The organism is Shewanella waksmanii, assembly GCF_043643685.1.
Classification (GTDB): domain Bacteria; phylum Pseudomonadota; class Gammaproteobacteria; order Enterobacterales; family Shewanellaceae; genus Shewanella; species Shewanella waksmanii_A.
Genome location: NZ_JBHZSN010000006.1, coordinates 16,235 through 38,198, shown reverse-complemented (window position 1 = coordinate 38,198; position 21,964 = coordinate 16,235). Strand labels below are relative to the sequence as shown.

Genomic DNA, 21,964 nt, shown 5'->3' with positions numbered 1-21,964 from the left:
TGTTACTCTAGTTTAGCAGGTGCCGATCAATGTAATGCAAAGCAACGTTTGTTTGGTCTACAGCGTTGTGGTTAACGATTGGTGCTGGAGCTTTATAGGGTTAGGTGATAAATTTTTAGCCATTTATTTCGATATCTTCTGATTATATCGACTGGAGTGGTATAACATTTTGTTACTTGACCTAGTTGAGTAACTCAAAGACACTCAATCGCTACCTCGTTCGCTAAAACGTATGGATGATCAAATAAAATGCTTATTTTCTTTCTCTGTCTTGGATTGTTAATCCTTGCTTATAAGTTCTACAGCCCGTTTGTAGAACGCCAAGCAGGTATCGATCCCAATGCGAAAACCCCACAACAACGTTTTGAAGATGGCGTCGATTATGTCGAAGTCCATCCAGTCAAAGCTTATCTTATTCAATTTCTCAATGTTGCCGGTGTAGGACCGATTTTTGGCCCGATATTGGGTGCGCTTTATGGCCCAATAGCCCTAGTATGGATTGTACTGGGTAACATCATTGGTGGCGCTGTGCATGATTACTTCTCTGGTGTGCTTAGTATCAAAGAAGACGGTAAAAGTTTACCGGAAATTGCAGGTCACTATTTTAATGTTTACTTTAAAGGGGTGATGCTGATATTCACCGCCATGCTACTGTTTTTCGTTGGTGTGGTATTTATTATGAGCCCCGCAGGGCTATTGAGTAATCTGGATTACTTCGAAAACACCATCTTTGCTAATAATGTATTTTGGGTGTTAGTGATTCTAGGCTATTACTTCTTAGCCACTTTGCTACCAATCGATAAGATCATTACTAAGCTATACCCGCTATTTGGTTTGCTAATGATTGTGATGACAACTTCTATCGCAGTCGCACTATTAATTAGCGCCCCTCAGCTACCTGAAATGGGCGATATCTTTGCTTATTTTGATCACAGCCACTATAACAATGATCTGCTTGAGCCAAATCCTGATGGCTTACCCGTTTGGCCACTGCTATTTATCACAATCACTTGTGGTGCAATCAGTGGATTCCACTCGACGCAAGCCCCTATTATGGCGCGCTGTTTAACTAACGAAAAATATGTCCGCCCAGTTTATTATGGCGCGATGATGTCTGAAGGTATCGTTGCTTGCGTATGGGCTACAGCAGGTATTGCAGCTTTCCCAGGTGGTTACGCTGAGCTTAAGAGTATTTTGGACGCTGGTGGTCCAGGTCTTGTGGTTAACCAAGTAGCAAGCACATATCTTGGTGTTGCAGGTGGTATTATGGCGATTATTGCCGTGGCCATTTTCCCAATCACCTCGGGTGATACCGCGTTCCGTTCTTTGCGTTTGACCATCATCGATGCGTTTAAAATTCCGCAAAGCATTCGCAATCGTTTATTAGTCGCCGCGCCGATTTTGGTGATTGCGTACTTTATGACTAAGATTGATTTCTCGTTAATTTGGCGCTATTTCGCGTTCTCAAATATGCTGCTATCAACCAGTGTATTGTGGCTTGCGACTAAGTACCTATTTGATAGAGGCACCTTCCATTGGATTGTGAGTCTACCGGCCATTATTGGCACTTGTGTTACCGTGTCTTATATCATGACTGCAGGTATTGGCTTCGGCCTACCGCAATCAATGAGTCAGCCTGTGGGTATCGCTACAGGTCTAGTGTGTTTGATTGGGCTTATCATTGCTCATAATAAGCGCAAGGTGGCAGAGCAAGTCTAGTGGCTAGCGCATCATGGTTTAAAGGGCATCGTTGATGCCCTTTTTTGTAGCCATATCACAGTGAACGTGTCACCGCCTTAAACATCGCATATAGCATAATCCCTACCGCAGCCGCGATGGCTAGGTGGGAAATCAAAGTTTGCCAAAGCACGCTATAAAAGCCGCTTGCGCTGGCACTGAAGTAGCGGTAAATGAACGCGGTAAAATGATGCAGGATGGCAAAAACCAGTGCGTTAGTGGTAATGAAAGCGGTAACAGCAATTAATTTTAACGTGCGCATCTTAATTATCCGGTGGTTGACGATGGCGTCATTATTCCGTGTTTTTACGGATAGATTAAGTTAGCTATTATTCGCTTTTTATATACGTTGATTGGTGAGGCATAAAAAAACGAAGCCAGCTGGCTTCGTTTTTTCAATGCGATAAAGCGGGATTATTCGCCTTGCTCAACGCCTGCACGGTTAATCAGGAATTGAGTCAATAACGGTACTGGACGTCCAGTAGAACCTTTTTTAGCGCCACTGTTCCATGCGGTACCAGCAACATCAAGGTGGGCCCAGTTATACTTCTTAGCAAAGCGAGATAAGAAGCATGCTGCGGTAATCGAACCAGCAGGACGGCCGCCAAGGTTGGTCATATCCGCGAACGGGCTTTCCAAGTGCTCTTGGTACTCATCCCACAATGGCATGCGCCAAGCGCGGTCACCACTTTGCTCACCTGCATTGAGTAGTTCATGTGCAAGTGGGTTGTGAGAAGAGAATAGGCCTGAAGCGTGTTTACCTAAAGCAATGACACAAGCACCGGTTAGCGTTGCTGTATCAACCACAAGCTCTGGGTCAAAGCGCTCTACATAAGTCAGTGCATCACATAATACCAAGCGGCCTTCAGCGTCAGTATTAAGCACTTCGACAGTTTGACCAGACATGGTGGTTAAAATGTCGCCAGGACGGTATGCGTTGCTTGAAGGCATGTTTTCACAGCCAGCAAGTACACCAACAACGTTGATAGGTAGCTTCATTTCACATAGTGCTTTCATGGTGCCAATAACACCCGCAGCGCCACCCATGTCATATTTCATTTCATCCATGCCTTCGCCTGGTTTTAATGAAATACCGCCTGAATCGAAGGTCAGCCCTTTACCAACTAAAACGATAGGTTTTTCAGTACTATCAACAGCACCTTTATATTCCATTACCGTCATGATGGATTCGTTGTCACTGCCGCGACCAACTGCTAGGTATGAGTTCATACCAAGTTTGGCCATTTGCTCCTCACCCACGGTGGTCACAGTCAGCTCTTCGCTGGTTTCAGCAATTTGGCGAGCTTGAGAAGCTAAGTAAGCAGGATTACAAATGTTTGGCGGCATATTGGCCACATCACGGCATAACTTCATACCAGAAGATACTGCGTTACCATGATCAATAGCGCGCTCACCGACAGTCAGCTCACGACGAGTTGGTACATTGAATACCAATTTACGCAGTGGGCGACGGGTTTCACCTTTATGGGTTTTTAACGCATCAAAGCTATATAAACTGCTTTGGGTGGTTTCTACCGCTTCACGTACCTTCCAATAAGTGTCACGGCCCTTAACATGCAGTTCAGTTAGGAAGCAGACGGCTTCCATTGAACCCGTTTCATTCAAGGTGTTGATGGTTTTGGTGATGATTTGCTTATATTGGCGCTCATCTAGCTCGCGCTCTTTTCCGCATCCAACAAGTAGTACGCGCTCACTGAGAACGTTAGGCACATGATGCAGTAATAGCATCTGCCCTGGTTTACCCTCTAAATCCCCGCGGCGTAATAAGTTGCTGATATAGCCTTCACTGATCTTATCCAGCTGCTCAGCAATACCAGAGAGGCGTCTAGGTTCATAGACACCAACGACAATACAGGCCGAACGTTGCTTTTCCGGGCTGCCGCTCTTTACGCTAAACTCCATGAGCTCTCCTAGATTCTTAAAGACAAATTTTATTATTTATTAGATAATGTCTGCTTGTGCCCAAAAAGGGGCCTAAATTTGGTACACCATAGTGTAATTTTTTCAGGTGTTTTTTTGCCATTTTTAGTTATAGGCTGGTTACAAAACTACCAAAAGTAGACAGTCTACATGAAAGTTGGGCTGATACCAGCATAAATGTAAGTTTTAGATACCGGATCCAACCTGTGATTGTATTTAGATACCTGATTCGAGAAGTTTTTAAGGCACAAATAGCCGTGCTTTTAGTCTTGTTAGCTATTTTTATTAGCCAACACTTTGTGCGAGTACTCGCAGATGCGTCTGATGGCGAGTTTCCTGCCTCCCTAGTTATGACCCTCCTTGGTCTGAATTTACCCTACTTGGCCGTATTGGTGGTCCCCCTAAGTTTATTTTTAGGTATTTTGATGGCCCATGGCCGGATGTATGCCGAAAGTGAAATGGTGGTTTTTCATGGTGTTGGGGTAAGCGAGTGGTATATCACTCGGGTGACTTTATTGCTGGCGATAGCCAATATGCTGTTTACCGGTTATCTGTCATTGTTTGTGGCACCCTGGGCGGAAGAGAAACAAAATCAGGTGCTTGAACATGCACAGTCGGAAGCAGGGCTGGCCGCGCTTACCCAAGGACGTTTTCAAACCAGTCCCAATGGTCGCGCGGTATTGTTTGTTGAGCGAATAGGCCGTGATAACCAACTCGATAAAGTATTTGTAGCTCAGCTACCGGATCCAGAAGATGAATCTGGTGAAGTGAATATTGTCATGTCTAAAGGTGGCAGTGTGGTGGAAGATGATACCGGTGGGCAACGATTGAAGTTAACCGACGGCACCCAGTATCAAGGTAAGCCACAGCAGTTAGACTTCCAGATTGTTGAATTTGGTGGCTACCAAATGCAGATTAAAGATCAGGAAGTTGATGAGCGTAATCGTAAGATGTCTGCATTACCATTGAGCCAACTCATGGCCACAGAGGGGCCTGAGGCGACGGCAGAGTTTCATTGGCGCTTGGCAATCCCGCTAGCGATTCCATTTATGACATTAATTGCTGTGCCCATGGCGCGGGTTAATGTACGCCAAGGCAAGTTTGCTAAGATGTTCCCGGCAATTTTACTGTATTTGGGGTATTTTGGTTTGATGGTAGCTGGCCGTAAAGCCCTTGAAGATGAGGTGATTCCGGCTTACTTAGGCATGTGGTGGATCCATGCTTCAGCGCTATTCCTAGGGATATTGCTACTGGGTAAGGAGCGGCCTACTGGCGCTAAGATCTCTGGTTTGTTTAAACGAAAGAAGGCTAACGCATGCGAATCTTAGACTTCTATATTGCCCGTACATTAGTCAGCACTTCAGCGCTGTGTTTGCTTATTTTAACCGGCCTATCCGGCATTATTAAATGGGTTGACCAGCTCCGGGTTGTTGGCCGAGGCACCTATTCGCTCATGGATGCGGGTATCTATGTGCTGTTTCTGATCCCCCGCGATATTGAGATGTTTTTCCCGATGGCGGTATTGCTTGGGGCATTGATCGGCATGGGTATGCTGGCATCTAATTCGGAATTGGTGGTGATGCAATCAGCGGGATTATCACGCTTGCAGATCACCATGTCAGCGATGAAGACCGCAATACCTTTGATGTTTATGGTAATGATTTTAGGCGAATACGGCGCCCCAGTGGCAGAGCGCCATGCCAATGAGCTTCGGGCGGTGAAGACCTCTGGTGGTAGTCTGTTTAAGTCTAATCGCGGTATTTGGGCTAGAGATGGCGATCTATTTGTTCATATCAGCGAAGTAGAAAATATTAATACCTTGCATCGCGTTACCCTGTATGAGTTTGACGATAACCTCAATCTTGTCAGTACCGTGCATGCCGATAGAGGGGTATATGCTAAAGATCACTGGCGACTATTAAATGTGCGCCATACTCAGTTAGTAAACGAGCGTATTTCGCTTACCGAGCAAACCTTATACCGCTGGGAGTCGACATTGACCCCAGATAAACTCAGCGTGGTGTCGGTCAAGCCTGAAGCCTTATCGATTCAAGGTTTGCTGGGTTACCTCGACTACTTAGCGTTAAATAACCAAGATTCTGGTCGTTATGAGTTGGCGTTATGGCGCAAAGTCATGCAACCAGTGACGGTTGCGGTCATGATGTTAGTGGCGTTGTCTTTTGTGTTTGGTCCGCTGCGTACAGTGACCATGGGGGCGAGGGTATTGCTCGGGGTTGTAGCAGGGTTCAGTTTCTATATCTGCAACGAGATCTTTGGCCCAATGACCTTAGTTTATGGCTTGCCGCCTATGATTGGTGCGATGATGCCACCACTGATATTTAGTGCAGCGGCGATTTATTATATTCGGCGTTAATCAACATGTTAGATGGCGGGAGGAGTCTCCCGCCTCAATACTATTCTTGTATGCTAAAGTCACCTTGCATAATTGCCCAATGGCCTGGGAATGAGCAGAAGAACTTATAGCTATTACCTGCTGTTAACCCTTCAGTACTAAAACTAATACTGGTGCTTTCACCGCCGCCTATAACCTCAGTATGGGCGATCACTCGTTTATCATCGGGTTTGACATAATGGTTGCTTGCGCCCGCAGCCATCCCATCATTGGCTACAGCTTGCATGTCAGCGGCTTGAGTGAGCACCCAGTTATGGCCCATGGCGGTTTTAGGTAAGGTTCCATCGTGCGTTAGGGCGAGTGTAACCTGTTCGCAGCTAGCAGGTACGGTTAAGGTTTTTTCGCTAAATTGCATTGCGTCATTAGCGGTTAAGCTAATATTGCACTCGTTGGCGTAAGCATGGCCGCTAATGAGCAATAAGCTTAGGCTGAGTTTGATCCACTGCGATAAGGTGTTAATGATTTTTGATGACATTTTCTGCCCCTTTTATTGTTGTTGGCAATCATAGGCCAAGTTCAAGGGCAGCATAGGTTAAATTTATTTAAATGAAAATCATTCTCAATTGTAAAGATTGGAAATTTACATTCACTTTCAGGCCTAACTTATTAACTTAGGGTTATCTACTAAGCTGTGGTTCATTAAAGTTAAGGCGGACCGCGTTTTGCTAGTTGGTGGGTTATAGCTTAACGGTAAAGTATGAACAGGCTTAGGTGATCAAGCTAAACCTAATCAATGTAATCCGCTAACGCTTAGTGATTACTGACTTTAATGCGCTCAACGTTGGCTTCAGGCTCGTGCATAACAAAGTCAAGTTGCACTTGGCTGCCTTGAGCGCCGTTGGCTGAACTCTGATATACCCACTGCTGCAAAGCGTCGATAGCAGACTGATCGAATACACCACGTGGCGATGAATTGATCACACTAACATTCTCAACCTTACCTTTAGGGGAGATATCAAATTGCAACTGCACATATCCATTTAGGTTTTGCTCAACCGCCTTTGCCGGGTAGTGAGGCTCGATACGTGTTACCGGGTAAATTACATTTTGTTTAGTTTTTGCGGTTTCACCACTGTTGCCAGCTACTGCTTGCTGATTAATCGCAACACTTGTTAACCCCATGGCTAGGGTTAAGCCAAGTATTGCCAGTGGGTTTTTTCCATGTACTTTTTTCATCTGTAGAATCCTCTCTTTTAAGATGTTTTTGTCTCCATAGTGGGTGTGTAACATGCTAATAGGAGCATGCTGTGAATAGGCCAATAACGCATGGCTATAGGCAATTTTTTGTGGTTCATCCATAGCGTCTGTAATGTAAGCATCGCAAGCAAGTTCTTGGTCATGACGAAAACGCTGATAGGCAAGCCAACTTAACGGGTTGAACCAAAACAGCACCGTAATCGCGAAAGCAATTGGGTTGGCTATATGGTCGCCGCGGCGATAGTGATATATCTCGTGGGCTAAAATGGCATGCTGCTGCTTTGATGTTAGGGTTTTAAAGTCTAATGGCACCAAGATTTGTGGTCGAATAAAGCCAACCAGCATTGGTGAGTGAATGCCACTGACCTCGGCAACGCCAATGGGCGATAACGGTATTGCTAGCTTATGGGCTTGTTTTGACAATGTGCGTACCTGAATTTGTTGAATGATTAACTGCACAGCAAAATAGGCGATGCCGAGTAGATAAAGGTACTTAAGGTATAAATTTGCCAGTAATCCGCTAGATAGTTCAACGGTCTCAGAGGCTATTATTCGGTAATGTTGAATGCTTGCCAATGAGGTTGTTGTCCATAGCGCTGGCAAGTAGTTTTGTAATGTGGACCCTAATAGTACCATAGGGATCATAGCCCACAGCATGTATGTGTAGTGGGCACCTAAATGTTTAAGAAACCGGGTATGGCAACTCAGCAAAATGAGGGCAAAAAATGATGTAATAACCGTCTGTTCCATCAGCCAAGTGCTCATCACTTTTGCTCCTTTTCCCAATCTTTAATCACCGCTTTTAACTCTTCAATGTCATCGGCGCTCAATTTATTATTTTTGGCAAATCCAGCGACCAGTGGTGAAAGGTTGCCGCCAAAAACACGCTCAATAAACGATTTACTCTCTTTCAGTTGGTACTCATTTTGATTAATCAATGGGCGGTATAGGTAGGCACGACCTTGCTTTTCGAACCCAATGGCTTGTTTTCTGACTAAGCGGTTGAGCAAGGTTTTTACTGTTTTCTCGTGCATTTTCTGCTGTGCTAACGCGGTGATGACCTCATTGGCGCTTAACGGTGACTGCTGCCAAAGTACATTGAGTACAGCCAATTCTGTATTACTAATTTCTTGCATTTTCAACCTTTGATTACAGTTGTAATTTTTAGTAAGATTACACTTGTAATCTTAAAGTGCAACCATTTTGTTAAAAAATTTTTATCAAGGTGTAGGCATCTGACTGTGGTTCTGTAGTAAACTAGCTGATAACACCCTCGAAGTAGCTGATTAACGGAATTAAACAACAGGGCGCTCGTTTGTCGTATTAATAGCGGAGCTATTACCGGATGAGCTTGAGTGATAACTTGTGTATAAACAAGGACGAATGATATGAGCTTGGGTGTAAAAACCACAGTTAACTTAGTTGTAATTTTTGCCTTTTCAAACACGCTGATGAGCTTTTCTTCTCATGGCGAGCCGCTTGAGAGCGGTGATAAAAGCATGCGGGTTCACCAATTGTCAGTGTTTGACAGTCCTGTCAGTTTTCGTTTTCAGCCTAATTGGCGCCTAGCCTTCAGTGAGCAGCGAGGCGAGATGTTCTCTGCTGAATTTGTGCCTAATGATGAGTACTTAAATAAATGGTCGTCTTTGTATTGTGTGCAGAGCTTTAAAAACAAAGCCAGTACTATCAATGCTGAAATGTTTCTCGATACCTTTGCCGATAGTTATCGGGAAACCTGTGTGGGTGAAGTGAATTATCAGAAACTTGGCGAACAAACCATAAATCAGCGCCCCGCCTTTAGTGCCTTGTTATCTTGTAGTGAAATGCCGTTAAGCCATAGTACAGACGGTAGTTTTGGCCAAGATAGCCTCAGTGAGATAGGTCATTACACTGTGATACTAGGAGAGCAGCATATGTACCTAATGCACCATAGCGCCAGAGGTGTGGGCAGTGTATCGGTTGATATTGCCAAAGCTATCCAACCGCCATTAAAAGCCATTGAAACTGGCACGATATTTAAGTAATTGTTATATCTAAGTTGAATCAATAATAGACTTTTATACGTATAGACATCTATAATTGCGCCGAAATTAGCGCCTAGCAATAAGCATGCAAATAGGCTGACTAGTTGAACAACAAAATAATGATTTAAGTCAATCTTTTGTGGTGCTTTCGCTTCATGCTATTGAAGCAAAGATAATCGGGAAGCCAGTGGGAATCTGGCACTGCCCCCGCAACGGTAAAGTAAGCCCTAGTTTGAGCATACTAGGGGTTACCAAGTCCGGAGACCGGCCCTTAAGATGATTTTGAGATTTCGGCGGGCAGATCTCAAAATGCGATTAACTAGCAAAAGCATTATGATAGGTTTGCGTTAGTTCGTGACAATTTTTGCCCCGTTTTCCTTTCAGGAGTCAAAGGTAAAATGGGTATTAAACCAACTAAAATAGCCGTGTTATTAACCGGTATTCTGGCATCTTCTGCCACTTTCTCTATGTCTACGCTTGCGGCTGAAGCCGACACTGTAACTGTTGATGAAACCATCACTGTGATCGGTCGCAGTGAAAATAGCCCAATGAATATTGCGGCCAATGTCAATGTGATTGATGCCGCTGCCATCGAGATGAGTGGCGCGACTAATCTGACCGAAGTGCTGCGCGGTCAAAGTGGCATTCAGATCAGTGATTCAAACTCTGGTGCAGTGTTTTCCATGCGCGGATTTAGCGCATCTCAAGCTGCCAACAACACCTTGATTTTGGTTGATGGTCGTCGCTTAAACAATATTGATATTGCTGCGCCAAGCATTAATGCCATTCCATTGCATCAAATTGAGCGAGTAGAGCTACTTTCTGGTAGTGCTGGTGTGCTGTATGGTGATCAAGCAGTGGGTGGCGTGATTAATATCATTACTAAAACGCCTAATGCAACTGGCGGTACGCTTCAACTATCTGGTGGCAGTTTTAATACCTACGAAGCAAAAGCTGATGTGGCGGGTGCCATCAATGACAATTGGCGCTACTACGCTGCGGCGAGTTATAACCAAGGTGACAATTACCGCGATCATAACGCCAATGAAACCGCATCTGTACTGGGCCGTTTGCAGTACCAAGGTGAGCAGGATGACTTCTTTGTTGAGACGAGCTATTACGACAATGACCGTGAACTTGCTGGCTCTTTGACATTAGAACAGATTGAAGATGACCCCCGTCAAGCCAACCCATTTAATAAAGATGATTACCAGCATGAAATGACCACAGCGGTTCGCTCTGGTTACCACTACCAAGTCAGTGATGCATGGAAATTGGGTGTTGATGCCAACTATACAGACAGCAAGGTCACTTCTGTCAGCTGGGGAAGTCCAGGCAAGAATAATCGTTCTATGCTAGAGGTGTTACCCAAAGCGGTGGCAAACTACCAAACCGCAAAAGGCGATCTGAATATTGTTACCGGTGTGGATTTAAGCCGCGGTGAGTCAGAATTTAGCTGGGGTCGCAGTAATGTACAAAAAGTGGCCAGTGCTTATGTGCAAGCGACTGTGCCCTTAACAACTAGCGTTAGTTATGTTGTGGGTGGCCGCTATGCGGAAGTGAGTGATGAACTCGTTGATGGTGATGTGTACCCACAAGGCATCGATCTTGATCAAGATGCCCATGCGTTTGAGCTAGGTCTTAACTATCGCCCGAGTAGCAACCACCGTTTATATGTGCGAGCGGATGATAACTTCCGTTTTGCTAAGGTGGATGAGCAAGCTTACACCTCACCAGGTGTTGTTGGGCTGAAGCCACAAACAGGTCGCTCCTATGAAGCGGGGTGGGACTGGACCCCAGCCCAACATACCCTACGCGTTAGTGCATACCAGCTTGATTTAGAAGATGAGATTGTATTCGACCCTAGTGCTGAACCCCCTGAAGAAGGTGACTTCCCCGGTGCTAACGTCAATGCTGATGCCTCAAAACGCTTTGGTGCAAGTATTGATTGGGATTGGCAACTGACTAGCCAAATCTTACTGGGTGTGGAATATAACTATATTGACGCTGAATTTACTGAAGGCGTGAATAAAGGCAACAAGCTGTCTTGGGTGGCAGAACATTCAGGCCGCGGCTTCTTTAGTATTGATGCTAACGAAAACTGGCAGGTATTTACTGAGCTTGTTTATACCGGTGAGCGCTTTATAGAAGGTGATAATGGCAATGTTGATCCTAAGTTAGATGCTTACTACCTTACTAACATAGCGATTAATTACACTAACAATGATTGGTTAGCTAGCCTACGTGTCGACAACTTGTTTGATGAGCAATATGTCAGTGCAGGTTATTACAGCAGCTGGGGTAATGGCTATTACGCGGGGACAGGACGTGCTCTGCGCCTGACAGCGAGTTACCGTTTCTAATCTTATGTCATTGATGAAAGCCAGACCTTGTGTCTGGCTTTTTTTTGCGTCAAGGTAATACCAATCGGGATAAGAAAGTGATCTACTCAGAGCTGTTTTTTGGCAAACTAGTTCGAGACAAATAACTTAAGTAATAGTGGTTCTATTGGGAAGTTATTCAACGAAGAAATAGGCAGCCAAAAAAGCGCCCAAAGGGCGAGTTTTAGCACTTCTGATACTGTGTAAACGAACTTGAACGTAGAGTCACTATGCCCTTCATTCGTTGCCTTGTCTCAGAAGCGCTAAACTCTCGCTGAGCGATCACATCTTTATACCGATTGGTATATGAGCGCAAATTGATTGGTTAAGGTTAACGTAGGATGCATATTTGGAACAAAAGTCGCCAAGGGTTAATGGTATTGCTAATGGTGTTTTTGAGCGCCTGTTCAGGACCCACTTTGTCACCTTTGACCCAAGACAGCGTGATTCTCGCATTTGGCGATAGCTTAACTTATGGCAAAGGGGCAGAGCCTGGGCAAGATTACCCCAGCCAGCTTGCATTGTTGTCAGGACTTAAGGTGATAAATGCGGGGATTTCAGGTGAAACGACCGCAGAAGGAGTGCAGCGATTTGAACAGTTACTCACTGAGACCTTACCGAGCTTAGTGGTCTTACTTGAAGGCGGAAATGATTTTTTACGTAATCAAGATTCAGTTAATACCCAAGCTAATCTACAATCTATGATAGACATCGCCAAAAGTCGTGGTGTGGATGTGGTGTTAGTTGCGGTGCCGAGCAAACAATTATTTCTCAGCCCAGCTTCATTTTACGCCGATCTTGCCGATATTAATCAATTAGTACTGGTTGAAGAGGCAGTGACCAACTTGCTTAAAGATGGGTCAATGAAGTCTGATACAGTACATTTAAATGCGGCAGGTTACCGAGTTTTAGCTGAGCAGATATTTGCTCATATTCAAGATGCTGGAGCGCTGTAGAGTTAGGGGATTTATCGATAGATCAAAGGCTAAGCGAAATAGGGAAGTCATTGGTGAATGTTGATTAACTGTGAGTTTATCATCTTAAGCTTGTGCACTGAGGTCGATAATTCGTATTAATCTTGCCAATTGAAACAATTCAGCTTGACCCTGATAGGGTTTTTATGGGTAAATTCGCTGATAACAAATGGTTTCAACCATATAGAATAAAGCAGGTTTAAAACTTCTCATGACAGATCTTGAGCATCAGGTATTCACTCAAGTACGTGCAATTATCAGTAATGAAGAGCAAGTTATTGGTCGTCGTGGCATTTTGGTGCCGTTGAAAAAAGCCATTATTGCAGATGGTGATATCCGTAACGTAATTGATATTGTTTCGTCTGACCCAGCCTTAGCTGCCCATATGCTTTGGCGCAGTAATACTGCAAGTAACGCATCGAGTGTAAATAGAAGCAAAAATCGTTCACTGAAGGATGCATTAGTGCGTCTTGGACAAGTGAACATCTATCGTTATGCGTTTACGTTTTATCTTAAAGAGCGTCTGGACGAATTACCTCAACCTTATAAGAAGCTGATTCAGGGCTATTGGGCATTGACTGAAGCGATTGCCGTTGATGCCGTTGACAGTTTGCATGCTATGGATGGGGTGGATATTAACCCTGATGAAGTGCAAACGCTGGCGTTATTTAGTGTCTTTGGTGAGATTATTGCGTTAACTGCATTTGCTTACCTCAATGCTGAGGCCGAAGAGTCTTTCCCACTGAGTATTATCAAGTCAATCATTGATAATCAAAAACAGACGTTGACGCTCGAAGCATTTGAATCGTTGGGGCTTGATGAAGAGCTACGTGATGAGTTTATGGTGGCCCACAATTTACGCCAAACACGTAATCCTAACTCACCCGGTCTAGTGTTGCGCCGCGTCTTATCAATGCGCAAGCAGCTGCTAAATCCGCTGTAAAAATCGCCGAGAAGATTGTTACAATAAAAGCCTGCTAGTCGCAGGCTTTTTGTTTATAAGTGACTGTCATTTAGGCTGAGTTTTAATGTGTTGAGCTGGGCAAAAATCGGTGTGGTTTGGATTGATTATCCAATGCAGAAAGTAACCTAGGCCGATTTGAGTACGGATATACTCCGCCCAAAAACCACCAACCCCTAAGCCTACGAATGCCCCCATTGTGGTTGCAAACAGGGAGAATTCTGCCACTTCGATACTCAAAAACGCACCAGTTAAGCCAAGTACGATTGCTGGTGATAGCGTGAGTATTAACCAAAAACAGGCTTGAGTGACAAATCTAATAACTGACATTTTCCCTGCTCTTAGCGCTGATGGCATGGTAGTGGGTATTTTAACGTTGTAAATTTGTTAAGTAAATGAAAGTAAAGGAGTATGTGTGGTTGTGCTATTATTGTTCATCTCATTAGGCAGCCGTACTGTGAGTGGGGAGTTTTTTAGATTTTATATCGATTAAATGCTGTAAAACGAGAGATGGTACTAGGCTCCATATCTGAAGCCTAGCTGCTGTCGTTTAGTTAATTTTGTGCTGTTTGGCTAAAGCTTCTTTAGCCACAAGTTCTAACCATTGCTGTGCCAGTCTGGCGTGGTTACTGCTGCTGCGATAAGCCCCAAATAGTGGCCGTTTTAGCCCGTCAGGGCCTAGTTTTACCGCTTTAAGCGATAAGCCATGGGCTTCATTAATCGACCAAGTGGGTAGTGCGGCAATACCGTCTTTACAGGCGATACGTTGCAGTAGCATTAAGGTGAGATCGCAGCTGATTTGCTTGCCTAGTTGCTGGCCTGCTGGTTCCATGAAGTGCCGGTGAATATCGAGTCGCTGCAAGGGAACCGGGTAGCTTAAAATGGATTGTCCTTGTAGCTGCTGCGGTGTGACAAATTCACATTCTGCTAGCGGGTGGTCAGCGGCAACGACCAACTTCACTTCAAAATCAAAAAGGTGTTGGTAAGCCAGCGTGCTTCCAGGAACAGGATCTGAGGTGAGCACAACATCAAGTGCACCTTGTTCCAGCGCATTTAACGAATCGAATAAGTGACGACTGGAAAGATCGAGGTTGACGTTAGGGTGGAGCTGTCGAAAGGACTCCATCACTGGCATGAGCCAACGAAAACAGCTATGACACTCAATCCCGACGCCAAGATTATTAAGCTCTTCCTCTAGACCATTACGCAAATCGCTTTCCGTCTCAATCACTTTAGGCAGTATTTCTTCTGCTAAATTAAGCAGTCGTGTGCCTTCTTGGGTAAAAGACAGCGGTTTGCTTTTGCGCACAAAGATACTGGAGTTGATACGCGTTTCGAGTTCTTTAATCTGGTGCGATAGCGCTGACTGAGTCACAAAACGTTTTTTTGCAGCACCAGCAAGGCTACCACTTTCTTTGAGGGCAACTAATGTTCTTAAGTGTCTGAGCTCTATCATAATAATCTATTTCCATCTCTACATGAATTTGATTCATGTTGTCGTTGAAATCGTTTCCGTTGCGAAGCAGTAGCCTACCACAATAAACTTCTAGACGTCCAGATGTCCATTTGTTTGAATGTGAAACCGTCGGGCTAAATGTCATTAACTTTGAATTCTGCTCATATTAAAGCAAAAAGGTATACAATATGCAAACTGTAAAATTGGCTAGTTTAGGATTCCCCCGCATAGGTCGACAACGTGAATTGAAGTTTGCTTTAGAGCAATATTGGCGTGGTGAGATCCCCAAACATGAACTGCAACAACGAGCAAAGGCATTGCGAGCATGCCATTGGGCTTGGCAGTCGGAAACGGGGATAGAACTGCTTCCTGTGGGAGATTTTGCTTATTATGATCAGGTGCTTACATTAAGCGCTACCATTAATGCTATTCCTGAGCGTCACCGTGATGGTGGCCAGATTGACTTGGATACTCTGTTTCGGGTTGCCCGGGGTCGGGCACCAACTGGGCAGGCAACAACTGCTGCTCAAATGAAGAAGTACTTTAATAGTAATTATCACTATATTGTTCCAGAACTTGAAAAAGACCAAGGTTTTAGCCTTGCTTATGAGCAGCTATTTGAAGAGGTTGAAGAGGCAAAAGCTTTAGGTTACCAAGTGAAACCTGTGTTACTTGGCCCACTGTCGTTTCTGTATTTGGCCAAATGTGCGGGTGATGAATTTGATAAGCTCAGTTTACTGGCGAAGTTAATTGCAGTGTATCAGCAAATTTTACAGCGTTTTGCTGAGCAAGGTGTGCAATGGGTGCAGATTGATGAGCCTATTTTAGCGCTAGAGTTGCCAAACGAGTGGTTGGCGGCATTTAGTTCGACCTATGATGCGTTGTCTCAAGCACAGGTAAAATTGATGCTCGCCAGTTATTATGGTGGGGTTGAACATCACCAAAGTACAATTTCAGCCCTCAAGGTGGCGGGTATCCATCTTGATCTAGTGACTTGTCCTAGCCAACTTAACCGTTTTGCCGCAGAGCTTAAACCACAGCAAGTATTAAGTTTGGGGGTGATTAATGGCAGAAATGTATGGGCTGCAGATACCGATCGTATTGCTGCCGCCATTGCACCAGTGGTGAAAGATCTTGGTCAGCGAGTTTGGTTGGCGCCGTCATGCTCGTTGTTACATACGCCAGTAGATCTCGATAGTGAGACCGAGCTTAGCGCCGATTTACGCCAGCAACTGGCGTTTGCTAAGCAAAAACTCACTGAACTTGGCCAATTGCGTCAACTTATTCAGTCGCCACAAAGCGCTGAAGCGCAAGCGATAGCCGAGGCTTGCCAAGCACGCCGCGCCGCTAAAGCGCGTGCAGCCGATAGGGTGGTGAATCAAAGAGTGAATGAGTTAACCTCAAAAGACTATCAACGTGAGAATGAATTTTCTGTTCGCCAGGTACGACAGCGGCAACAGCTCAAGCTACCTATTTTACCAACCACCACCATAGGCTCTTTTCCGCAAACGCCTGCAATTAGAGGGCTGCGCAGTCGCTGGCGTAAAGGCCAGATAGGCGAACAGGCTTATATCGAGCAACTACAAGCGGTGACACATGACACCATATCTCGGCAGCTTAAACTAGGTATAGATGTGTTAGTTCATGGCGAAGCCGAGCGTAATGATATGGTGGAGTATTTTGGTGAACAGTTACAAGGCGTTGGTTTCACTCAGTTTGGTTGGGTACAGAGTTATGGCTCCCGTTGTGTAAAGCCTCCGCTGATTTATGGCGATGTGTCACGTCCCAGTCCCATGACTGTTGATTGGGCACGCTTTGCCCAAAGTCTCACAGATAAACCAGTAAAAGGCATGCTGACTGGACCTGTGACGATTTTACATTGGTCCTTTGCGCGAGAAGACATTGCCCCTGAACAAATCGCCGCGCAAATTGCCTTGGCGATTAGAGATGAGGTGGTTGATTTACAAAATGCAGGTATTGGCATTATTCAGATTGATGAGCCCGCGTTTAGAGAAGGCTTGCCGTTAAAACAATCGGACTGGCAACCATACTTAGACTGGGCGGTCGCCTCCTTTAAATTAAGCGCCGCAGGGGGCAGGGATGAGACCCAGATCCATACGCACATGTGTTACAGCGAATTTAATGAAACGATTGCTGCGATTGCGGCAATGGATGCTGATGTGATCACCATTGAGACCTCAAGGTCGCAAATGGCATTACTTAATGCGTTTGAAGCTTTTGCTTACCCGAATGAAATTGGCCCCGGAGTGTATGATATCCATAGCCCTAATATACCTGAGCAGGCGGACATGGAGGCATTAATCAGCAAAGCAGCTGAGAAAATTCCATTGCAGCAATTGTGGGTCAACCCTGATTGTGGCTTAAAAACGCGGACTTGGGATGAAGTTGAACCCGCATTAGCCAATATGGTTGCTGCTGCTAAAGCATTGAGAAGGACACTAAAGCATTAAGAAGGAAGCGATAGCATTGATCAACACAGAGCCATTATTGCTGATTGTTTGGTCAACCCTGTCGATACAAATGCGGTTGTTGGTCACAATTTCACTGTTTAGCTAAAAATCGGTGAACTAATTTCTGACTTGTCCGGTCTTATGGGTTAACGATAATAAACCTTGGGCACAATCAGTGTGATTGTGCCTATGATTGTGAGCTATAAATACTTTGATAAAACCTAGGGTTATGCGAAAGCCAAACGCGATTTCAGCCAGTTTATTCGTGCTGTTGACGGTTTGGTGCCTGATGCAAAATGCTGGATTATCACCGTTAATAAAAGCGGTTAATCAAAATGTATTTTTGGCCACGGGCTACACCGCTTATGATAGCAACATTGTGAGCGCAAGCAGCAATGATGTTGGCAGCTGTGAACTGTCCGAAAAGTCAGTGCGAGTGTGTAGCGAAAACACCAGTGTGATAGCGCTATTTTGGATAGTGTTACTGTTACCTTTACTGCGTTTAAGTCGTAAGAATTACCATCAATTAAGCAGGGGTGAGGCCAGGGCGCCGCCGCGGCGAGTACATCTGACCTTATGTCGTTTTCAAGAATAGATCATCACTGTTTAGGTAGAGATAAACAGCAAATCGTTGGCAGTAAACTACTGCTAATTATCCTGAGTCATACTCGGAGACAGTAATGAGATATTTCTTTGCTCTATGGATGATGGTGATTGCCATCATCCCCCATAGTGTAAACGCCCAATCAACACCATGGTTGACCAACCCTAATCACCCGCCTGTCACGGCGAGGTTAATGTTGACCGGTGAGGTTGATGAGGCAAACAAGCGCGTACCTGCAGTGTTAGAAGTTCAGTTAGCTGATGACTGGAAAACCTATTGGCGTAGTCCGGGCGAAGGTGGTATTGCGCCTAAAATTACCTGGTCAAATTCCCATAATATCACTGATATTGATTGGCAATGGCCAACCCCAGAGGCCTTTTCTTTATTGGGGTTAGAAACCTTTGGTTATCGGGAAAAGGTGGCTTTTCCGTTGATGATCAGCACCGAAGATCTTGATGAGCCCACTAACCTCAATGCCACGTTAACTTTATCTTCATGCACCACCGTTTGTGTGTTGACCGATTACGAGATTGACATGGACTTTGTGCCTGAGCAATTGAGCTCGGACTCCCAAGCGATGTTTAGCTTTAACAAGGCGTTGGCAAACGTTCCGCAAGTTCAAACGCCAGGTGCTGATGCAACGCAATTGCTGTGGGATAACGTGCAGCAAATTTTGCAGGTGCGCGTGCAGGATACTGGGTGGCGCAACCCAACTGTCATCGTTGATGGCGAGCCAGATAGCACATTTAAATTACTTAATGTTGAGCAAATTGTTGATGAGCAACAGCAGGGCTGGCTACAGGCGCAATTTCATGTCAGTAACTGGCTTGGCGAAGCCAATCTTGTCGATGTGCCATTAAATGTAACTGTCTTTGATAGTGATAAAGCGTTGGAGTATCAAGCCAGTGCCTCAGGAGGCTTGGTACAGGTGCCTTCAGTCACCCAAGGTTTATTGACCATGATACTGTTTGCCATTATCGGTGGCTTGGTACTTAACGTGATGCCCTGTGTGTTACCGGTATTAGGCATGAAACTCAGTGCGGTGATTAGTGCCCCTTCAATCGCACAGCAGCAAATCCGCCGCCAATTTGTGGCATCCGCACTGGGTATTTTAGTGTCATTTTGGTTGCTGGCCACCTTTGTGATGGTACTCAAAGTTAGTGGTCAAGCCGTTGGCTGGGGCGTACAGTTCCAAAGCCCTTGGTTTATCGGCTTTATGGTATTGGTTACAGCAGTGTTTGCCTTTAATATGCTTGGGGCTTTTGAAATCAATCTGCCGTCGAGTTTGCAAACTAAGTTGGCGACTTCAGGTGGTAATGATACCAAAGGCCATTTCCTTCAGGGTATGTTTGCCACCTTGTTAGCTACGCCATGCAGTGCACCTTTCTTAGGTACTGCGGTTGCGTTTGCCTTTGGCGCCGATATGATCACGCTTTGGGTGATTTTCACCGCGCTTGCCTTTGGTATGGCATTACCTTGGCTGCTGATTGCGGCCTTGCCACAACTTGCCCGTTATTTCCCTAAGCCGGGTGCTTGGATGAACCACTTGAAACTGGTTTTCTCCGGCATGTTACTGCTCACTAGTTTATGGTTAATCAGTCTGCTTGGTAGCTTTATTGCTAGCGTCTACCTTTGGGGGGTGGCAGCGATATTGGCCATCGCATTTGTGGTGATGGTTGGTAAACGTCTAGGCGTCGCAGCCGCAGTAGCCAGTATCAGTATTGCAGTGGCTATGATCAGCATAGTGGCGTTTATGACTTCCGATCGTTGGGCACAAGCCCTACCGACCGATCTTGAATGGCAACCCCTTGATGAGCAGGTGATAGCCAATCATGTCGCAAATGGCAAAACCGTATTTGTTGATGTGACAGCGGATTGGTGTATTACCTGTAAGGCCAACAAGGTCGGCGTGATATTGCAAGACCCTGTTTATAGCCGATTAAAGCAGCCTGATATGGTGACCATGATAGGTGATTGGACGACGCCGTCGGAGCATATTACCGGATATTTACAAAGCCATGGTCGCTTTGGGGTACCGTTTAATATTGTTTATGGGCCTGGTGCTCCCCAAGGTATACCTTTGCCAGTTATCTTGACCAGTGAGCAGGTACTTACCGCCATAGCCCAAGCATCAGCGCAGTAAAGGCGCGACATTTAGGGCGTAGCACGCTGGTGCTACGCAGTCGAATTATTGGCAACCTGAATGTCTAGGACGTGTTGATCTTTCACGCTGATTTTTGCCGCAGCTTGTGGGCGCTTTATATTGCGAAACAACATGGCCTAATGAGTGATGACTTTGGGTTGCCCTGTCGTACGCCGCTGGCGTACCGATAAGGTGTATTTATGACAAGCAAAACGTTAATTTCAACATTAGATGAAAAAACAACAGGATTGAGTAAGCACCCAGTAAGGGTACGACTCCTTTTGGGTACAGTATTGCTACTAGGATTAAGCTTAAGTGTGTTGTTAACACAGGGGTTATTGGCACCGAGCGTTAACGCGCAGCAAGCGCCGCTGACCGATGCACAACAACAGTCGGTAAGAGAGATTGTTGAACAGATGCTGGTTGAAGATCCGCAGTTATTGAAGCGGGCGATTATTGCCCTACAACAGCGAGAGAATCAAACGGCTCAGCAGGCACAGCAACAGGCATTAAACCAGCAGCATCAGGCCTTGTTTGATTCAAAGTTAGACCCTTGGAAGGGAGCTGAAAATCCTGAAGTGACTATTGCCTATTTTACTGATTTTAACTGTCCGTACTGTAAGAAGTTGGAGCCTGAGCTAAACCGCTTGGTTGAGGATTATCCTCAGTTAAAAGTGATAGTGAAAATGGTGCCATTACAAGGTGAGGGCTCGGAAAAAGCAGTAGACCTTGCGCAAACTGTGTGGTTAAACGAACCGGAGAAGTATTTGGCAGTGAAAGATACCTTGATGGCGAGCCCAAGACGCCTTGATGATTCATCTATTGCCAAGGTGGCTGACTTAACTCAGACCAATCAATGGTTAGCACAGACGGATCCGCAAGTTAATCAGATTGTCGCGAACAATTTACAGTTAATGCGTGAGTTGGGGATTGGTGGTACACCGGCAATTATTATTGGCGATAATATCATTCCCGGCTTGGTCTCTTATGAGGTACTTAAGCAACATTTGGATCAATACATAGAGGCAAATGATTGATGACATCTCAAGCTGATGAAACCACAGCGCTAACTTGGCGACAGCGAATGCTGTCATGGACAAAACAGTTAGTCAGCTTCCTTATCTTGGCGGTAGTCATTAGTGCTGCAGTCGATTGGTGGCGCGCGAGGGATTTTCCTCGCGAGCAACTGCCGAGTATGGCTGCGATGAGTCTGCAAGGCGAGTATGTTGATGTCAACGCGTTGAGTTTCGAAAAGCCTGTGCTGGTGTATTTTTGGGGAACTTGGTGCCCAATTTGCAGCTTTGTCAGCCCTGCAGTGAACTGGATGGCCGATGACTATGCGGTGGTATCGATTGCCATGGCATCGGGTCATGATGCTAAGTTAACGGCTTACTTGCAGCAGCAAGGATACCGGTTTACTACCATCAATGACAACCAAAATCAGATTGCGCAGCAATGGTCAGTGCAGCTCACGCCAACGCTAATGGTAATAAAGGATGGTGAGCTAAAACATGTGACAACCGGGTTTACCAGCTTACCAGGCATGTTGTGGCGCATGCTGCTAAATTAGCGGCAGTCACTACCAAGTTAACTGTGACTCTGGTTGTTGAACCAAGTGGGCGGTGCTACTGAAATGGCTAGTACCGCCGTTATTGCATTGAT

Annotated in this window: 19 protein-coding genes and 1 riboswitch; of the genes, 12 read left to right on the top strand and 7 right to left on the bottom strand. The window is 45.3% G+C overall.

The genetic code is table 11. The features are described from left to right. Window positions 1-249 precede the first annotated feature (249 nt). The gene (locus tag ACHUFW_RS10775) at window positions 250-1,719 is read left to right on the top strand and encodes a carbon starvation CstA family protein (RefSeq protein WP_394202952.1); all 1,470 of its coding nucleotides are present in this window, start codon (window positions 250-252) and stop codon (window positions 1,717-1,719) included. 55 nt (window positions 1,720-1,774) lie between these two features. On the opposite strand, the gene ACHUFW_RS10770 is transcribed toward ACHUFW_RS10775, so the two are convergent. Both ACHUFW_RS10770 and pepA read right to left on the bottom strand, forming a co-directional pair. Further along, entirely contained in the window at window positions 1,775-1,999 is a 225-nt protein-coding gene (locus ACHUFW_RS10770) for a hypothetical protein (protein WP_394202950.1), read from the bottom strand. Window positions 2,000-2,151: 152 nt separating this feature from the next. Continuing rightward, window positions 2,152-3,660 (bottom strand): leucyl aminopeptidase, encoded by a 1,509-nt coding sequence (pepA, locus tag ACHUFW_RS10765; RefSeq protein WP_394202949.1) that lies wholly within the window; start codon window positions 3,658-3,660, stop codon window positions 2,152-2,154. Window positions 3,661-3,884: 224 nt separating this feature from the next. Between pepA and lptF the strand changes: the two genes are divergently transcribed. Together lptF and lptG are read left to right on the top strand one after the other, a co-directional pair. Next, the gene (gene lptF / locus ACHUFW_RS10760; protein ID WP_394202947.1) at window positions 3,885-5,006 is read left to right on the top strand and encodes an LPS export ABC transporter permease LptF; all 1,122 of its coding nucleotides are present in this window, start codon (window positions 3,885-3,887) and stop codon (window positions 5,004-5,006) included. Beyond that, complete coding sequence (gene lptG, locus ACHUFW_RS10755) at window positions 4,994-6,052, top strand: LPS export ABC transporter permease LptG (protein WP_394202946.1); 1,059 nt, start codon at window positions 4,994-4,996, stop codon at window positions 6,050-6,052. Before lptF ends, lptG begins: the two co-directional genes overlap by 13 nt. A 40-nt stretch (window positions 6,053-6,092) precedes the next feature. On the opposite strand, the gene azu is transcribed toward lptG, so the two are convergent. The 3 genes from azu to ACHUFW_RS10740 all read right to left on the bottom strand — a co-directional run bounded on the left by azu (window position 6,093) and on the right by ACHUFW_RS10740 (window position 8,424). Further along, the gene (gene azu / locus ACHUFW_RS10750) at window positions 6,093-6,566 is read right to left on the bottom strand and encodes an azurin (protein WP_394202945.1); all 474 of its coding nucleotides are present in this window, start codon (window positions 6,564-6,566) and stop codon (window positions 6,093-6,095) included. Window positions 6,567-6,841: 275 nt separating this feature from the next. Continuing rightward, on the bottom strand, window positions 6,842-8,053 hold the full coding sequence (locus ACHUFW_RS10745; RefSeq protein WP_394202944.1) for a TonB family protein: 1,212 nt from the start codon (window positions 8,051-8,053) through the stop codon (window positions 6,842-6,844). Then, window positions 8,053-8,424 carry a BlaI/MecI/CopY family transcriptional regulator gene (locus ACHUFW_RS10740; protein WP_394202942.1) on the bottom strand — a complete coding sequence of 124 codons (372 nt, stop codon included), beginning with the start codon at window positions 8,422-8,424 and terminating at the stop codon, window positions 8,053-8,055. The genes ACHUFW_RS10745 and ACHUFW_RS10740 overlap by 1 nt, the downstream gene beginning before the upstream one ends. 252 nt (window positions 8,425-8,676) lie before the next feature. Between ACHUFW_RS10740 and ACHUFW_RS10735 the strand changes: the two genes are divergently transcribed. The 4 genes from ACHUFW_RS10735 to ACHUFW_RS10720 all read left to right on the top strand — a co-directional run bounded on the left by ACHUFW_RS10735 (window position 8,677) and on the right by ACHUFW_RS10720 (window position 13,610). Continuing rightward, window positions 8,677-9,312, top strand: coding sequence for a hypothetical protein (locus tag ACHUFW_RS10735; protein WP_394202940.1), 636 nt, complete (start codon window positions 8,677-8,679; stop codon window positions 9,310-9,312). A gap of 123 nt (window positions 9,313-9,435) precedes the next feature. Continuing rightward, window positions 9,436-9,601, top strand: a riboswitch (cobalamin riboswitch). 109 nt (window positions 9,602-9,710) lie between these two features. Next, entirely contained in the window at window positions 9,711-11,675 is a 1,965-nt protein-coding gene (locus ACHUFW_RS10730; protein ID WP_394202938.1) for a TonB-dependent receptor, read from the top strand. Between the two features lie 359 nt (window positions 11,676-12,034). Further along, window positions 12,035-12,649: a GDSL-type esterase/lipase family protein gene (locus ACHUFW_RS10725; protein WP_394202937.1), complete on the top strand. Its 615-nt coding sequence runs from the start codon at window positions 12,035-12,037 to the stop codon at window positions 12,647-12,649. 229 nt (window positions 12,650-12,878) lie between these two features. Beyond that, window positions 12,879-13,610: an HDOD domain-containing protein gene (locus tag ACHUFW_RS10720; RefSeq protein WP_394202935.1), complete on the top strand. Its 732-nt coding sequence runs from the start codon at window positions 12,879-12,881 to the stop codon at window positions 13,608-13,610. Between the two features lie 66 nt (window positions 13,611-13,676). Here ACHUFW_RS10720 and ACHUFW_RS10715 read toward each other — a convergent pair whose 3' ends face one another. Together ACHUFW_RS10715 and ACHUFW_RS10710 are read right to left on the bottom strand one after the other, a co-directional pair. Beyond that, window positions 13,677-13,958, bottom strand: a complete 282-nt coding sequence (locus tag ACHUFW_RS10715) for a hypothetical protein (protein WP_394202934.1) — start codon at window positions 13,956-13,958, stop codon at window positions 13,677-13,679. Window positions 13,959-14,178: 220 nt separating this feature from the next. Continuing rightward, window positions 14,179-15,084, bottom strand: coding sequence for a LysR substrate-binding domain-containing protein (locus ACHUFW_RS10710; protein ID WP_394202932.1), 906 nt, complete (start codon window positions 15,082-15,084; stop codon window positions 14,179-14,181). A gap of 188 nt (window positions 15,085-15,272) precedes the next feature. Here ACHUFW_RS10710 and metE point away from each other — a divergent pair, with 188 nt between their 5' ends. The 5 genes from metE (at window position 15,273) to ACHUFW_RS10685 (ending at window position 21,872) form a co-directional block, all read left to right on the top strand. Then, a complete protein-coding gene (gene metE, locus ACHUFW_RS10705; RefSeq protein WP_394202930.1) occupies window positions 15,273-17,555 on the top strand; it encodes a 5-methyltetrahydropteroyltriglutamate--homocysteine S-methyltransferase in 2,283 nt (760 codons plus the stop codon). Between the two features lie 229 nt (window positions 17,556-17,784). After that, the gene (locus ACHUFW_RS10700) at window positions 17,785-18,150 is read left to right on the top strand and encodes a hypothetical protein (protein WP_394202929.1); all 366 of its coding nucleotides are present in this window, start codon (window positions 17,785-17,787) and stop codon (window positions 18,148-18,150) included. Window positions 18,151-18,235: 85 nt separating this feature from the next. Continuing rightward, the gene (locus ACHUFW_RS10695) at window positions 18,236-20,302 is read left to right on the top strand and encodes a protein-disulfide reductase DsbD family protein (protein ID WP_394202927.1); all 2,067 of its coding nucleotides are present in this window, start codon (window positions 18,236-18,238) and stop codon (window positions 20,300-20,302) included. A 200-nt stretch (window positions 20,303-20,502) separates the two neighbouring features. Further along, the gene (locus ACHUFW_RS10690; RefSeq protein ID WP_394202925.1) at window positions 20,503-21,339 is read left to right on the top strand and encodes a DsbA family protein; all 837 of its coding nucleotides are present in this window, start codon (window positions 20,503-20,505) and stop codon (window positions 21,337-21,339) included. Next, window positions 21,339-21,872 carry a protein disulfide oxidoreductase gene (locus ACHUFW_RS10685; RefSeq protein WP_394202924.1) on the top strand — a complete coding sequence of 178 codons (534 nt, stop codon included), beginning with the start codon at window positions 21,339-21,341 and terminating at the stop codon, window positions 21,870-21,872. The genes ACHUFW_RS10690 and ACHUFW_RS10685 overlap by 1 nt, the downstream gene beginning before the upstream one ends. Window positions 21,873-21,964: the final 92 nt, after the last annotated feature.